The sequence below is a fragment of the Sulfuricaulis sp. genome (genome assembly GCF_040901545.1).
GTDB lineage: Bacteria > Pseudomonadota > Gammaproteobacteria > Acidiferrobacterales > Sulfurifustaceae > Sulfuricaulis.
Window position 1 is genome coordinate 1 of record NZ_JBBDYL010000059.1, and the last position, 13318, is coordinate 13318.

Genomic DNA, 13318 nt, shown 5'->3' on the forward strand with positions numbered 1-13318 from the left:
TTTCTTTGCGCGAACAAGGAAAAGTCACCTGCCGTGGGTCAGCCACCCACAAGTATGCGTCGCCGCAGGCGACACAAATTAAACGTCCACCACACATTGCGCCACCCATTCACCATTACTTTCCTGCGCCACCCGCAATGCAGTGTAGGTCGCGCCCTTGATCTCGACGGCCATACGATGTTTCGCGGTATCCATCGGCTCGCCCCAGGCGCGGGCGGTGAGCACATGGTCCTGCACGCGGACCTCGAAGCGACTGAAAAGCAGTTTGCGCGTCGCCATCTCATAAACCAGGGCATTGAGCCAGTCTACCAGCAGCAATTCGTCGTCCGGCGCCTGACGCTTGATTTCCACCATTTCCGTCGCGTTCACTTGTGTCGGATCGGTGATGACCGCGGTCATGGCGAGCGCTGCCTGCTCGAAGGCCTCGTCCCGGGTATTGCCGATGCCGCGTATGCCCATGTCGGCTTCGTGCGGAAAATGTTCCCAGCGCATGCTGCTCATGCTATGTGCTGCATGTCGGGAAATGATTGCATGATCGCTGCGACCGTTGTTTCGCTTACGTCCGTCCACTGCTCGTACGCATCTGCCACGGCAAAACTCATTCCCTGGCGAATGTTGGGACAGTACAGCGAATCGACCAGAGCGGCAATGCGCGCCACGGCTTCGGCATGTCCGGTCGGTACGGCGATGCTGACCTTGTCCGCTTCAAGGCGATGCAAGGCATCGACGGCAGTCTGCATCGTGAAACCGGAGGCCAGTCCATCGTCGACCAGGATGACGGCGTGCCGCGTGACATCGGGTAGACGGCGGTCTCCGAAAAGTTGGTTTACGCGGTGTGCGACTTTTTCCTTTGTTCGCGCGATGCCGGTCTGCACCACCGTTTCCGACAGGCCCAGCGCCGCGATCAGGTCCCGGTTGAGCCGCACGGTGCTATCGAAGGCCACGGCGCCGTATCCCGATTCCGTGTTCCATGGCAGCGTGATTTTGCTGACCACGGCCAGATCGAGCGCCAGCCCGAGCAGGCTCGCGATCTCCGCCGCTACCGGCACGCCGCCGGCCGGGATCGCGAGTATTAGCGTGTCCGTTCCCCGATGCTGTTCGAGCATGCCGGCCAGCACCACGCCAGCCTGCGTCCGGTCACGGAACACCCGCCCCCGGTTGCGCATTTCAGGAAGATCGAAAATCCTGCTCGCGGAGTCCGGCATAAAAATACGTATAACACCATTTTCCCGGCTGAAACATGACGGCCGTCAAACCAGAAGCCTGCGAGAATGAAACAGCCGGAGCGAAATCAGGCGGCGAAATTGGCCAGGCGTACCGGCAGCCGCCGCGCCCCCCAGTTGCCGGGCTTGGCCTCGAACACGCCGGCACAGGGAGTGCCGCAGGCCTTGCATTTGCCCTGGGCGTCGAGGTTCCACGCGGTCATGTTATACCAGTCGCGCCCGATAAGCCTGGTGCCGCAATGATGGCAATAAGTCGAATCGCCTGCTTCATTGTGCACATTACCGGTGTACGCGTAGCGCACGCCGTTTTTCACGGCGATCTCGCGCGCCTTGATGAGTGTGGCCGCGGGCGTGGGAGGGATGTCACGCATTTTCCAGTCCGGATGAAACGCGGTGAAATGCATGGGCACGTCGGGCCCGAGATTTTCCATCACCCATCGCGTCATTTCCTCGATCTCCTTCTCCGAGTCATTGAGGCCGGGAATGAGCAAAGTCGTGATTTCAAACCATACGCTGGTTTCGTGTTTGAGATATTTGAGTGTATCGAGCACGGGTTGCAGATGCGCACCGGTGACTTTCCAATAGAATTCCTCCGTAAACGCCTTCAAATCCACGTTGGCCGCGTCCATATATTGATAAAACTCATGCCGCGGCTCCTCGCATATGTAACCCGCCGTGACCGCCACGGACTTTATTCCCAGTTCGCGACAGGCGATTGCCACATCGATCGCGTATTCCATGAAAATTACCGGATCATTGTAGGTATAGGCCACACTGCGACAATCTAGTTCCTTGGCCGCTTTGGCAATGGTTTCAGGGGAGGCCTGATCCATCAGTGTGTCGAGCTCGCGCGATTTACTGATGTCCCAGTTCTGGCAGAATTTGCAGGCGAGATTGCACCCGGCCGTGCCGAAGGAAAGGACCGGCGTGCCGGGGAGGAAATGATTGAGCGGTTTTTTCTCGATGGGATCGACGCAATAACCGCTCGAACGCCCGTAAGTGGTCAACACGATCTGACCGTGATGGTTAGCGCGCACGAAGCACAACCCGCGCTGGCCCTCGTGGAGCTTGCAATAACGCGGGCACACGTCGCATTGCACCCGTCCGTCTTCAAGCCGGTGCCAGTATTTCGTCGGGGTTAGCGATCCCGTATCGAGGTTTTCCGCTGCCATAAACCGGTTGATATAAGCGGCTGCAAAAGGTTCAAATAAATATTCATCCTACGCCGATGATGTTTCGCTTGAAATGTGTTTCATTCGGATACATTGTAATGGTAGTTCTCCGGCGGAAAACAACATGCCAAGCGTGCGAAACCCGGCGGTGGCCGGCCTGTTTTACCCCCGTGACCCGCGTGAATTGCACGCGATGGTAGGGGAGTACCTCAGTTCGGCGCAGGCGGCGGGAGCGGTTCCCAAGGCCATCATTGCGCCGCATGCGGGTTATATTTACTCCGGCCCCATCGCGGCCTCGGCCTATTTGCGCATCAAGCCGGCGCGCGGGCGCATCACGCGCGTCGTGCTGCTCGGGCCGGCGCACCGGGTCGGCTTCCATGGGCTCGCGCTTTCCAGCGCCGATTACTTCCTGACGCCCCTAGGGCGCGTTCCCGTGGACCAGGAGGCGGTCGAAAAAATATCCCGTCTCCCCCAGGTGCACGAGATGGACGCCGCCCACGCGCAGGAACACAGCCTGGAAGTGCATCTGCCGTTTCTGCAGGAAGTGCTGGGAGAGTTCAACCTGGTGCCACTGGTCGTGGGGGATGCCGAACCCGGCGAAGTGGCCGAAGTGCTTGAGCTCCTCTGGGGCGGGCCGGAAACGCTGATCGTCATCAGCTCGGACCTCAGTCACTACCACGATTATAAAACCGCTCAAAAGCTGGATCGCGCAACCTCGCAGGCGATCGAGCAATTACGGCCGGAGGATATCCAGTACGATCATGCCTGCGGGCGCAACCCGGTGAACGGCCTGTTGCACATGGCGCGAAAACGGGGTCTCAAGGCCAAGACCGTCGATTTGCGCAACTCCGGTGATACGGCCGGAACGCAGGATCGGGTGGTGGGCTATGGCGCATACATCTTTGAGTAATATTTCCTTTATACTCGCGCCGCCGCACAAACAGCAGCTTCTGGAATTGGCGGGGGATTCAATCAGGAAAGGCTTGTGCGGCGAGACCCTCGATATCCGTCAGACCGATTACCCGGAACCGTTGCGTGTTCTGCGCGCCACGTTCGTCACTTTGCATGTCGACGAAAAACTCCGTGGTTGCATCGGCACCATCGAAGCGCGCAAACCGCTGGTAGAGGATGTGGCGAGCAATGCCTGGGGCGCCGCATTCCGGGATACGCGGTTTTCGGCGCTCACTTGGACGGAATATGAGCGCCTCGACATACACATTTCCGTATTGAGCCAGCCGGAACCGTTGCAGTTTTCCTCCGAGGAAGAACTGCTGGCGCAGCTGCGTCCGCGGGTGGATGGGCTGATCATCGAGGAAGGTTATCACCGCGGGACGTTTCTGCCATCGGTGTGGGAACAGCTGCCCACGCCACATGAATTCCTGCAGAACCTCAAGCACAAAGCCGGCCTGGCCCCCGATTACTGGTCGAGCCGCATCCGTGTGCGGCGCTACACCACCGAATCCATTCCTTGAGCGTGACGCCGCGCGATATTGATCCTTATCAAGGACGGATCGCCACAAAGGAATAATCTGGTTTTTTATCCAGGCCGGAGAGGGGTTTTGCCATGCGCTTCCGGGACCGCGCCGACGCGGGCGAGCAGCTTGCGCAGGCGCTGAAAAAATATCAGCGCCAGGACGGCGTGGTGTATGCCTTGCCGCGTGGCGGTGTGGTGTTGGGCGCGATCGTGGCGCGCGCCTTGGACATGCCGCTTGATCTCCTCATCCCCCGGAAAATCGGTCATCCCCTGCAACCCGAATACGCTATCTGTGCGATCGTGGAAAACGGCGAGATGGCGTGCAACCAGCAGGAAGTCGCGCGTGTGGATCCGAGGTGGTTCCAGCAGGTAGTGGCGGCCGAACGTCACGAGGCACGTCGCCGCCGCGAGTTGTATCTGGGTGGGCGTGAGCCGGAGCCGGTCAAAGGAAAGACGGCGATCATCGTGGACGACGGTATTGCCACGGGTCTTACCATGGAAGTCGCCATCCGCGACGCCAAACGCCGCAAGCCGGCGCAACTCGTGGTCGCGGTACCGGTGGCGCCTCCCGATACCGTGGAGCAGTTGTCGCGCGAGGTGGACGATTTCGTTGTACTGGATCGTTCTCGCCATTATCTGGGTGCGGTCGGCGCGTATTACGACTATTTCAACCAAACGACCGATGACGAAGTGATCGAGCTGCTGCGGTCAGCGGTGGCGGCAGAAAGGCGTAAAGTCCATGACCGGCGCTAGCCGCGTAGAACTAGTCAGGATCACCATGGATGCTAACGTCCATGAAGGCATGCTCGCGCTCCCGTCGGGGGCCAAAGGCATTGTGCTGTTTGCGCACGGAAGCGGCAGCGGCCGCCTGAGCCCGCGCAACAACTACGTCGCCGGCGTATTGCGCGAGCATGGCGTCGCCACGCTGTTATTCGATCTGTTGACGGAAGCAGAAGACCGGATTTACGAGAATCGCTTCGATATCGATCTGCTCACGCGGCGCCTGCTCCTGGCCACGCAATGGGCCGGTCAACAGGCAGCCACGCGCGAGCTGGTAATCGGCTATTTCGGCGCCAGCACCGGCGCGGCGGCGGCGCTCAAGGCGGCCGCCAACCTCGAGCCGAAGATTCGCGCCGTGGTGTCGCGCGGTGGTCGCCCCGACCTGGCGCTCGACGAACTTCCGCACGTGCAGGCGCCGACGCTGCTGATTGTGGGCGGTAACGACACGGCTGTAATCGATCTCAACCGTACCGCGTACCGGGAGCTGCGCGCTGAAAAGGAATTGAAAATCATCCCCGGTGCCACGCATCTGTTCGAGGAGCCCGGGACGCTCGAGCAGGTTGCCACCGCTGCGGCTCGCTGGTTCGAGCGGCATCTGACTGGAACAAGAACGGAAACATGAAACCGCTATCCAGGACTGAAACTGTTTTGGATCAGGAGGCAAGGGTCGCGCTCCTCCGGCAGAAGCAAACGTATCCGGAGAAACCGGCGCGCATTGAAGTCATCGAAACCCACATGTCATGGGTTTTCCTGACGCCGCACCATGCCTTCAAACTCAAGAAGCCGGTGCGTTACGATTATCTCGATTACAGCACCCTCGCGGCGAGAAAGAAGAACTGCGAAGAGGAAGTGCGGTTGAACCAGCGCCTCGCACCGGGCGTGTATCGGGGTATCGTTGCGCTCACGTTGGATACGCGGGGTGCAGCGCGGATCGAAGGACAGGGAGAGGTTGTTGACTGGCTCGTAAAGATGCGCCGGCTACCGGCGGAGCGGATGCTGGATTATCTGATCCGGCATCAGTCACTTGGGCCTGTGGAAACACATGCGGTTGCGGAAGTACTCGCCCATTTTTACCGGGAATGCGCTGCGTTGAAGATTGACGCCGGTGAATACCTCAGTCGTTACGAGCGCAATGTCCACGTCAATCATGACGCGCTGGCTAATCCGTTATACGGCCTGCCCGTTGCATTGGTCGAGGCCGTGCATGCGGCACAGAAGAAATTTCTGCAATGCACGCCGGCGCTGCTTGACCGCCGAACCGCGGAAGAAAGAATCGTCGAAGGTCATGGCGATCTGCGTCCGGAGCATGTCTGTCTTGAGTCACCACCGGTGATATTCGATCGTCTGGAATTCAATCGCGCATTCCGGGTTGTCGACGCGGTGGAAGAACTCGCGTTTCTCGCCATGGAGTGCGAACGCCTCGGCGCGCCGCGAATCGAGGAGGAGTTTTTCGCGGTGTACCGCCGGATCACCGGCGACTATCCACCGCCGCAACTTGTCTGTTTCTACAAAGCGTATCGCGCCTGTGTGCGCGCGCGGTTGGCGATCTGGCACTTGCACGATGCTGCGGAAAACGCCTGGCCCCGCTGGCGTCACGTCGCCGAGGAGTATCTGCTTCTGGCCGAAAGTTATACCGGGAAGTTTTGAATATGTAGGGCGGGTTAGCGCCTGCTTTTTGGCGCGTAACCCGCCATAAAGGTTACGGCAGGTTACGGCAAAAAACGCCTGACTCGCCCTACGTGAGTATTAAATTTCCAACAATTCCACCAGCGACCCGCCAGTGTGAATGCGCCGGATCGCCTCGGCAAACAACGGCGCGGCGGGCAGCACCACGAGCTTTTTTCGGGACAGTTCTGCATCGAGGCGCCACGGGGGGACGCTGTCGGTAACGACGATCCTGTCGAGTTCGGTCCCGGTCAACAGGTGAAGCGAGTCGCCGGTGAACAGGCCGTGGGTGGCGGCGGCAAAGACTTGTGTCGCGCCCCGATCGCGGCAGGCGATCGCGGCTTGCAACAGCGTGCCACCGGTGCTGATCAGGTCGTCGATGATAATCGCAGTTTCGCCAACGTCTCCCGCCAGCCTGCCGGTGCGCAACATTCCCCGCGCGCGCGCCTTTTCCATGAAGGCCAGAGTCGGTTCCTGGTCCAGGGTCCGCGCCAGCGCCTGACGGAAGCGTTCGGCCCGCTTGATGCCGCCGATGTCCGGCGACACCACCGTGACACGCGGCTCGGTCTTCAACAGCGGCGCCCAATGCGCCACGAACAGTTTCGTTGCTTCCAGATGGTCGGTATGGCAACGGAAGGCGTTCTGAAACGCCGCGAGATTGTGCACGTCCAGGGTGAGCACGCGGTCGGTGCCCACGGCCTCGAACAGCTGGGCCACGTAGCGTGTCATGACCGGGTCGCGCGTTTGGGTTTTGGCGTCTTTGCGCGCGTAAGCGAGATAGGGGACCACGGCCGTGACGCACGCGGCGGAGGCGTCCCTGAGCGCGCCGATGAAAAACAGCAACCGTAACAGTTTGTCGTTTCCGCTTTCTTTGGCATCCGCGTACAGTGACTGGATGACGAAAACGTCCCGGTTGCGAATATTCACCAGCGGGCGGGATTTGTGTTCACCGTCCTCGAATTCCCTTTCCTCGTGCTCGCTTAAATTAATACCGAGTCGCTGCGCCACGTTTTCGCCGAATGCACGGCTGGCGTGAAGGGCAAAAAGGACTGGTTTGTCGTGGTTCATCGCTTTTTCCGCCGGTTGGTTCCCCTGTAGAATCACTCTACATCCGATTCTATGCACTTATCTTTGACAGGGATCAATGACCGCCCGCCGGATATATAAAATGATACGCGGACAGATTCACCGCCGAAGATGAGGAGGCGCGTTATGCCGACATCCCTCAAACCCGTGGTATTACAATGGTATCGGCACCTGGACAAGGGCCAGCAGTTCTATGTGACCGCCATCGATGAAGAGGAAGGCACCATCGAAATCCAGCATTTTGACGGCGATGTGGAAGAAATGGATTTCGATGATTGGCATAATCTTGCCATCAAGACTATCGAGCCACCCGAGGACTGGACCGGGCCGATGGATGATGTCGAACGTGACGATCTCGGTTATACCGAAACGGGCATGACACCCGAAGACTGGGCCGAACCCCTGGGAGAAAAAGGCGAATCGACGGAGGCAGAGGCGGAAGCAGAGCGCCGCGAGGAAGAAGAAGGCACGGAGGAGTGATGACCGCAATTCTCCTGGGTTGGGCGATGCCACGGGATGGGTAGGAGTGTGCCGCTGAATCTGTAAAGGTACTTGTCAAAATGCCGCAGAAATACTGCCTTGTGTATTCCCGTCACGATAGCGCGTGTATCTCATCAAGATCGTTTTGCGCCGATAAATTACGTACGGTTCTGGGACCGCGCACGTTTTGATAATAATCAATGCAAATCTGCTTTTTGTTTATTAATCTAACTAACGTAATAATGTAACAGGGAATAGATATTATCTGCATTTTCCTAAAAGGAGGTTTTGTCATGGAAACCACGAAAGAAACCAGCAAGACTGAGGAAAAAAAGGAAATGTCGGCGTCGGAAAAAAGGCAGGAAATTCAGCAGTCCAAGCCGGGACACGCCATCAGCCTGTTCGATGACATGGATCGTCTGTTCGATAACATCATGCGACAGGGCTGGATACGACCATGGCGTTTCGAATCGCCCTCTTTCCCGGAACTCACGACGCTCGAGAGCAAACTGCCCAAGATGGATGTTATTGAACGGGATAACGAGGTTGTCGTACGGGCCGAGGTGCCGGGTGTGGACAAGAAGGACCTGGACGTCTCCGTCAGCGATAACACGCTAACGATCAAGGGCTCCACACGGCATGAGGAGAAGGAAGAAAAGGGCGATTACTACCGTCACGAAATTTCGACTCGTGCCTACAACCGCATGGTGGCGTTGCCCGCCGGCGTGGATGGCACCAAGGCGAAAGCGAGCTTCAAGGACGGCATGCTGGAACTGACGCTGCCCAAGACGGAAAAGGCCGAGCGGCACAGCATCAAACTGGATTGAGTGTTTTCCGGAGATGACAAGAAGCAATCCCATGGCGAGAAAAGCAAAGTCAGCGACGAAGGATACGGCCAGCATCAATCCCGGGGAGTCCATCTCCGCCGGGGAGCGTCAACGCATGATTGCCGAAGCGGCATACTTCCGTGCCATGCAACGCGGCTTCAACGGCGGCAGCTCGCTCGATGACTGGTTGGCGGCGGAAAGGGAAATCAACCGCCTGCTTCCATCACCACAGCAGCAGAAACAGGAGCGCGCGGCTTATGACAAGCTGCGCGCGGGCGTGACGAAAGTTCTTTCCGAAGCGCGCGACACGGTGAACGCCGAGACGTTGAAGCAGGCTTTCGAGCGGGCGACGGCGGAACTCAAAAAGACCGGAGAATATACCGCGGAGACTGTCGGCAAAATCACGACCACGTTGCGCAAGGACATGACCAGCGCCGCGATGAAGATGGGACCGAAATGGGAGGCCTTTTCGGAAAAATCATCCGATCTCTTCGGGGTGTGGCGGGACCGTGGCAGCGTGTTTCTCGGGCGCGCCGCCGAAGCGGTGGCCGACTGGTTGCACCAGGCGGGAAGCAAACTGGAACAGCAGATCTATCGTACGGGCGAGATGGTCGACAGCGGTACGTTCGAATGCACCGGCTGCGGCGAGCGCGTCGTGTTGCGTACCCCGGCGCACCTTCCACCCTGCGCCAAATGCCGCAAGATGGAATTCCGGCGCGTGTAGTCGCGCACACGGCTTCGCGCGGACAGACAGCGTCGGCCGAGGTATCGATGCCGGAGATGACATCCGTGGAAAAAGCGGTAAAGGCGGCGTTTGAACGCGACCGCCGTATCAACCTGCACCGCTATCCCATCCGGTTCGAATTCGACATTACCAAGGGTGCGCTCGCCCTCGAAGGTGAAGTCGAAAACATCATTGCCAAGAAGCGCGCGTTCGAGATCGCCAGCGAGGTAGAAGGAATCCAGGGCGTGATGGACCGCCTGACCGTGGCCCCCGGCGAAAGGCGGGGTGACGGCGCGATCCGTGATTCTCTCGTACGGGAATTACTGGAAGAACCGGCGCTATTGCTTTGCACCATTCGTGTCCATAACAAGGGATCCATGGAAACCGTGCGTGAGAGCACGGATACATCCGGCAATGTGATCAATATATCAGTGAATGAAGGCATCATACAGCTGAACGGGGCGGTGCCAAGCCTGTCGCACAAGCGCCTCGCCGGCGTGCTGGCATGGTGGACACCCGGTTGCCGGGACGTCATCAACGGCATGCAGGTGACGCCTCCCGAGACCGACAACGACGATGAGATTGCCGATGCGCTGCGCCTGGTGCTGGAAAAAGACCCACTGATCCATGCCGACCGGATCGGCATTCGCGTGAAGGACAGGGTCGTCACGCTGACCGGGCTGGCCGGCAACAAGGAAGAAAAGAAGATGGCGGAACTGGATGCGTGGTATCTGCTGGGCGTGAACAAGGTCGTGAACAACATTGATATACGCCGTTAACCTCCGGACTGCACATTTCGGCATCGCCTGCGCCAACAGAGGATAAGCACATGAAACTGCCATTACAGGTTGTATTCCGTAACATGGAGCCGTCCGCGGCGATCGAGGCGGCTGTCCGGGAGCGGGCGGGCAAACTCGACCAGTTCTATGAACACATCATGAGCTGTCGCGTGGTGATCGAGCTGCATCACCGGCACCACCATCAGGGCAATATCTACCACGTGCGCGTGGATGTGAAGGTGCCCGAGGCGGAGATCGTGGCAAGTCGTGAACCGGCCGAGCACCATGCCCATGAGGATGTGTATGTCGCCATACGCGATGCGTTCAATGCCGTGCGACGCCGGCTCGAGGACTATATCAGGCGCCGACGTGGCGTGGTGAAGGTGCACGAAACTCCGCCGCACGGGCGGGTGGTGGAGATTTATCCGGACCATGGCAGGATCGAAACGCCGGATGGCCGGCTCGTCTATTTTCACAAGAACAGCGTGGCCGGCGGGGATTTCGACCACCTTGATGTCGGGACGGAAGTCCGCTTCGTCGAGGAACCGGGCGAGCTCGGACCGCAGGCCAGCACGGTTCACGTTATCGGCAAGCACCACCTTGTCAGTTAGGCCGGACAGCTTCTGTCCTGCAACGATGGTCACCGCCTGTTTGCAAGCCGTCCACGGATGGAGGAGCGGCATATGTCTCCTGGGGGTACTCGCGATGAATGTTCCAGCCTATGCCGGCCCAAGCTCCGTGACGACGCGATCGGGAGACGCGCTTTCCCTCCCGGCACCACGCCAGGACAGCGAGTTCTCCATTGAGCGCGCATTGCATGAGCGCCGTTCCGTCCGTGAGTTCGGCAAGACTGCGCTGACGCAGGATGAGGTTTCGCAGCTCCTGTGGGCGGCCCAGGGCATCACGAGCCGCGACGGTTTGCGCACGGCGCCTTCCGCCGGCGCGCTTTACCCGCTGGAACTGTATTTGGTCGTGGGGATGGTCCGCGATCTCGATCCCGGGGTCTATAGATACGCACCGGCCGGGCACAAGCTCATGAAAATCATCGCCGGCGATCAGCGTCATAAACTAGCCTCGGCCGCCCACGGCCAGGATTGCGTGGCGGACGCGGCCGCGGTGCTGGTTTTCACCGCCGTCGAACGGCGCACCACACGCAAGTACGGCAGCCGCGGCGTGCGCTATGTGCACATCGAGACCGGCCACGCCTCGCAAAACGTCTTTTTGCAGGCGACGGCGCTGGATCTTGGTACGGTGGTGGTTGGCGCCTTTGAAGACGACGCGGTAGGAAAAGTGCTCCAGTTGCCGGAAGGCGAAGTGCCGTTATATCTCATGCCGCTGGGCCGTCCTTAAAAAGATTCACGCCCACGGGGAAAAAGCCCCGCGCGTGGCCGCGGGATCAAGCGATTCTGATAGCCGACGTCTCAGCCACGGCGGTAAATACCAAGCCTCTCCGCGTCCGGCCACGGCGTCAGTTCCGCGGTTCCCGATGGCAGGATTTCGCGGCGTCCGATGACCAGCGCGCCGCCGGGCGAAAGGCGGGCCAGTAGGCGCGCCAGGATATGCCGTTGCGTGCTCTCGTCAAAATACGTGAACACCAGATTGCGGCATAGGATCAGACTGAAACGCCCGTCCGGGAGCGCCGTGCGCACATCCTGTTGCACGAACTCGATCCCCCGGCGGTATTCCGGGTGCAGACAGTAGCCACCCGCCACGGGCTCAAAGGCCCGGGCGCGCCACGCTCCGGGCAGTCGCTTGAGACTGCTGGCGGGATAGCAGGCCTGGCGCGCGCGCTCAAGCATCTCCGGTAACACGTCGGTAGCAATGATAGGCAGCGATATTTCGCGATGAGCCGGCGCGACATGAAAGTGCCATACGAGCCTGAGCGTATAAGGCTCCTCCCCGGATGCGCAGCCTATGCTCAGCGCGCGCAGATCGCGGGCGGCGTGTTGGTGCGCGTCTCGCGCCAGTTGCGGTAACAGCGCGGTGCCAAGAAAATCGAAGACCGCCGTGTCGCGATAGAAGCTGGAGATGGTGATGGGGCAGAGCTCGTCGAGCGGTTCCCATTCCGCCGGGTGTTGCTCGAGATAGTCGCGGTAGGCCCGCGGTCCGGCGAGGCCAAGCGCCTTGCAGCGCCGGTCAATGCGCTTGCAGACTTGCGCACGCACCTTGCGGAATCCGGGCCAGCGCCGGTGGAGCCGTGGCAGCGCCCACTGCAGGAATTCAACGCAATCGGAGTCTTGCATAAAGCCGTGTCCCCCGCCGGGGAGGGCGGAATTGGACTCAGTCGATGCCCGGTGGAGCGAGGCGCTTGTGCATCTCGCCCAGCAATTGATCGCGCGCGAGGCGATCGGTGCGGCTGGCGCGCAATGCCGCGTCCTCCACGGTGAAGACGGAGGATTGCCAGCCGCTGTCGCGCGCGCATTCCACGCGCACTTCCCAGCGGTCGGCGCGCGGCTCGACCTCGAAGAGGTAAGAAGTCAGCCCCAGTTGCTCGAGCAGATTGCCTACCGTCTCCTTTGCCTCGGACAGATTCCTGGTAGTCAGATTCATAACGGCTCCTAATGTGCGCACGCCGTGTCAACGTTCCCACACCACGCGCAGGATGTTGGCTTCGTCCGTGTACTGGTAGCAGAGTTCCCCTTTATAGGCGCGATGCACCGCATCGCCTATGGAGCGCGCCAACTCCATGGCGGTCGTCGTGATCAGAACGTTGTCATCCTGCTGATTCACCAAAATGATTCGTCGCAGCGGATGCCCGGCTTTCTCGCGCGCCTCGACATTCTCAATCAGGTGGACGATTTCATCGCGATGCTCCTGCTGGAACGGCCCTCGCAACGTGAGATAGCCGCCGGGATAATGATCATGTATCCGGTGGCAGGCAGGGCAAAGGGTTTCGTGCGCGCACTTCGGTTTCTTGACCCACTGCCAACGCCCCTTGCGAAACACCGCGCCGCATTCGCGGCAAGCGGTGGGTTCCGGCAATTTACCTCTGGTTTTGCAGGTATCGTGCTCGTATTCCCCGATCAGGCGGTCACGACGGGTCGGGCGGGAACTTTTCCTGTTTATTCTTATTGCAGTTGTCATGGCTGCATCCTCCTTCTCGTCATG

Annotated in this window: 18 protein-coding genes; 11 read left to right on the forward strand and 7 right to left on the reverse strand. The window is 59.7% G+C overall.

Translation table 11 applies throughout. The annotated features are described in order from the left end of the window. Window positions 1-78 precede the first annotated feature (78 nt). From WD823_RS12385 to amrS, 3 genes are all read right to left on the reverse strand, one after another. Complete coding sequence (locus WD823_RS12385) at window positions 79-501, reverse strand: archease (RefSeq protein WP_368429809.1); 423 nt, start codon at window positions 499-501, stop codon at window positions 79-81. Continuing rightward, complete coding sequence (locus WD823_RS12390; protein ID WP_368429810.1) at window positions 498-1205, reverse strand: phosphoribosyltransferase; 708 nt, start codon at window positions 1203-1205, stop codon at window positions 498-500. Before WD823_RS12390 ends, WD823_RS12385 begins: the two co-directional genes overlap by 4 nt. An 86-nt stretch (window positions 1206-1291) precedes the next feature. After that, window positions 1292-2395, reverse strand: coding sequence for an AmmeMemoRadiSam system radical SAM enzyme (gene amrS, locus WD823_RS12395; protein WP_368429811.1), 1104 nt, complete (start codon window positions 2393-2395; stop codon window positions 1292-1294). 124 nt (window positions 2396-2519) lie between these two features. Between amrS and amrB the strand changes: the two genes are divergently transcribed. From amrB to WD823_RS12420, 5 genes are all read left to right on the forward strand, one after another. After that, complete coding sequence (gene amrB / locus WD823_RS12400) at window positions 2520-3305, forward strand: AmmeMemoRadiSam system protein B (protein ID WP_368429812.1); 786 nt, start codon at window positions 2520-2522, stop codon at window positions 3303-3305. Then, on the forward strand, window positions 3283-3867 hold the full coding sequence (gene amrA / locus WD823_RS12405; RefSeq protein ID WP_368429813.1) for an AmmeMemoRadiSam system protein A: 585 nt from the start codon (window positions 3283-3285) through the stop codon (window positions 3865-3867). Before amrB ends, amrA begins: the two co-directional genes overlap by 23 nt. 92 nt (window positions 3868-3959) lie before the next feature. Continuing rightward, window positions 3960-4622: a phosphoribosyltransferase gene (locus WD823_RS12410; RefSeq protein ID WP_368429814.1), complete on the forward strand. Its 663-nt coding sequence runs from the start codon at window positions 3960-3962 to the stop codon at window positions 4620-4622. Window positions 4623-4647: 25 nt separating this feature from the next. After that, a complete protein-coding gene (locus WD823_RS12415) occupies window positions 4648-5271 on the forward strand; it encodes a dienelactone hydrolase family protein (RefSeq protein WP_368429815.1) in 624 nt (207 codons plus the stop codon). Beyond that, window positions 5268-6296 carry a hypothetical protein gene (locus WD823_RS12420; RefSeq protein ID WP_368429816.1) on the forward strand — a complete coding sequence of 343 codons (1029 nt, stop codon included), beginning with the start codon at window positions 5268-5270 and terminating at the stop codon, window positions 6294-6296. The genes WD823_RS12415 and WD823_RS12420 overlap by 4 nt, the downstream gene beginning before the upstream one ends. Window positions 6297-6395: 99 nt before the next feature. Here WD823_RS12420 and WD823_RS12425 read toward each other — a convergent pair whose 3' ends face one another. Continuing rightward, window positions 6396-7382: a ribose-phosphate diphosphokinase gene (locus tag WD823_RS12425; RefSeq protein ID WP_368429817.1), complete on the reverse strand. Its 987-nt coding sequence runs from the start codon at window positions 7380-7382 to the stop codon at window positions 6396-6398. 144 nt (window positions 7383-7526) lie between these two features. Between WD823_RS12425 and WD823_RS12430 the strand changes: the two genes are divergently transcribed. From WD823_RS12430 to WD823_RS12455, 6 genes are all read left to right on the forward strand, one after another. After that, the gene (locus WD823_RS12430; RefSeq protein ID WP_368429818.1) at window positions 7527-7880 is read left to right on the forward strand and encodes a DUF6763 family protein; all 354 of its coding nucleotides are present in this window, start codon (window positions 7527-7529) and stop codon (window positions 7878-7880) included. A gap of 293 nt (window positions 7881-8173) precedes the next feature. After that, window positions 8174-8707, forward strand: coding sequence for an Hsp20/alpha crystallin family protein (locus WD823_RS12435; RefSeq protein WP_368429819.1), 534 nt, complete (start codon window positions 8174-8176; stop codon window positions 8705-8707). Window positions 8708-8738: 31 nt separating this feature from the next. Next, window positions 8739-9431 (forward strand): DUF2934 domain-containing protein, encoded by a 693-nt coding sequence (locus WD823_RS12440; RefSeq protein ID WP_368429820.1) that lies wholly within the window; start codon window positions 8739-8741, stop codon window positions 9429-9431. Then, on the forward strand, window positions 9401-10210 hold the full coding sequence (locus WD823_RS12445; protein ID WP_368429821.1) for a BON domain-containing protein: 810 nt from the start codon (window positions 9401-9403) through the stop codon (window positions 10208-10210). The genes WD823_RS12440 and WD823_RS12445 overlap by 31 nt, the downstream gene beginning before the upstream one ends. Before the next feature lie 50 nt (window positions 10211-10260). Further along, window positions 10261-10821, forward strand: coding sequence for an HPF/RaiA family ribosome-associated protein (locus tag WD823_RS12450; RefSeq protein ID WP_368429822.1), 561 nt, complete (start codon window positions 10261-10263; stop codon window positions 10819-10821). 94 nt (window positions 10822-10915) lie between these two features. Beyond that, entirely contained in the window at window positions 10916-11560 is a 645-nt protein-coding gene (locus WD823_RS12455) for a SagB/ThcOx family dehydrogenase (RefSeq protein ID WP_368429823.1), read from the forward strand. A gap of 71 nt (window positions 11561-11631) precedes the next feature. Here WD823_RS12455 and WD823_RS12460 read toward each other — a convergent pair whose 3' ends face one another. Genes WD823_RS12460 through WD823_RS12470 form a run of 3 tightly spaced genes read right to left on the reverse strand, consistent with a single transcriptional unit; the run spans window position 11632 to window position 13294 of the window. Beyond that, complete coding sequence (locus WD823_RS12460) at window positions 11632-12453, reverse strand: protein-glutamate O-methyltransferase CheR (RefSeq protein WP_368429824.1); 822 nt, start codon at window positions 12451-12453, stop codon at window positions 11632-11634. Between the two features lie 37 nt (window positions 12454-12490). After that, entirely contained in the window at window positions 12491-12760 is a 270-nt protein-coding gene (locus WD823_RS12465; RefSeq protein ID WP_368429825.1) for a hypothetical protein, read from the reverse strand. 27 nt (window positions 12761-12787) lie between these two features. Continuing rightward, on the reverse strand, window positions 12788-13294 hold the full coding sequence (locus WD823_RS12470; protein WP_368429826.1) for a BCAM0308 family protein: 507 nt from the start codon (window positions 13292-13294) through the stop codon (window positions 12788-12790). Window positions 13295-13318: the final 24 nt, after the last annotated feature.

Coding starts and splice junctions, on each gene's coding strand:
- WD823_RS12385 (WP_368429809.1), bottom strand. CDS start 501: ATGAGCAGCATGCGCTGGGAACATTTTCCGCACGAAGCCGACATGGGC.
- WD823_RS12390 (WP_368429810.1), bottom strand. CDS start 1,205: ATGCCGGACTCCGCGAGCAGGATTTTCGATCTTCCTGAAATGCGCAAC.
- amrS (WP_368429811.1), bottom strand. CDS start 2,395: ATGGCAGCGGAAAACCTCGATACGGGATCGCTAACCCCGACGAAATAC.
- amrB (WP_368429812.1), top strand. CDS start 2,520: ATGCCAAGCGTGCGAAACCCGGCGGTGGCCGGCCTGTTTTACCCCCGT.
- amrA (WP_368429813.1), top strand. CDS start 3,283: ATGGCGCATACATCTTTGAGTAATATTTCCTTTATACTCGCGCCGCCG.
- WD823_RS12410 (WP_368429814.1), top strand. CDS start 3,960: ATGCGCTTCCGGGACCGCGCCGACGCGGGCGAGCAGCTTGCGCAGGCG.
- WD823_RS12415 (WP_368429815.1), top strand. CDS start 4,648: ATGGATGCTAACGTCCATGAAGGCATGCTCGCGCTCCCGTCGGGGGCC.
- WD823_RS12420 (WP_368429816.1), top strand. CDS start 5,268: ATGAAACCGCTATCCAGGACTGAAACTGTTTTGGATCAGGAGGCAAGG.
- WD823_RS12425 (WP_368429817.1), bottom strand. CDS start 7,382: ATGAACCACGACAAACCAGTCCTTTTTGCCCTTCACGCCAGCCGTGCA.
- WD823_RS12430 (WP_368429818.1), top strand. CDS start 7,527: ATGCCGACATCCCTCAAACCCGTGGTATTACAATGGTATCGGCACCTG.
- WD823_RS12435 (WP_368429819.1), top strand. CDS start 8,174: ATGGAAACCACGAAAGAAACCAGCAAGACTGAGGAAAAAAAGGAAATG.
- WD823_RS12440 (WP_368429820.1), top strand. CDS start 8,739: ATGGCGAGAAAAGCAAAGTCAGCGACGAAGGATACGGCCAGCATCAAT.
- WD823_RS12445 (WP_368429821.1), top strand. CDS start 9,401: ATGCCGCAAGATGGAATTCCGGCGCGTGTAGTCGCGCACACGGCTTCG.
- WD823_RS12450 (WP_368429822.1), top strand. CDS start 10,261: ATGAAACTGCCATTACAGGTTGTATTCCGTAACATGGAGCCGTCCGCG.
- WD823_RS12455 (WP_368429823.1), top strand. CDS start 10,916: ATGAATGTTCCAGCCTATGCCGGCCCAAGCTCCGTGACGACGCGATCG.
- WD823_RS12460 (WP_368429824.1), bottom strand. CDS start 12,453: ATGCAAGACTCCGATTGCGTTGAATTCCTGCAGTGGGCGCTGCCACGG.
- WD823_RS12465 (WP_368429825.1), bottom strand. CDS start 12,760: ATGAATCTGACTACCAGGAATCTGTCCGAGGCAAAGGAGACGGTAGGC.
- WD823_RS12470 (WP_368429826.1), bottom strand. CDS start 13,294: ATGACAACTGCAATAAGAATAAACAGGAAAAGTTCCCGCCCGACCCGT.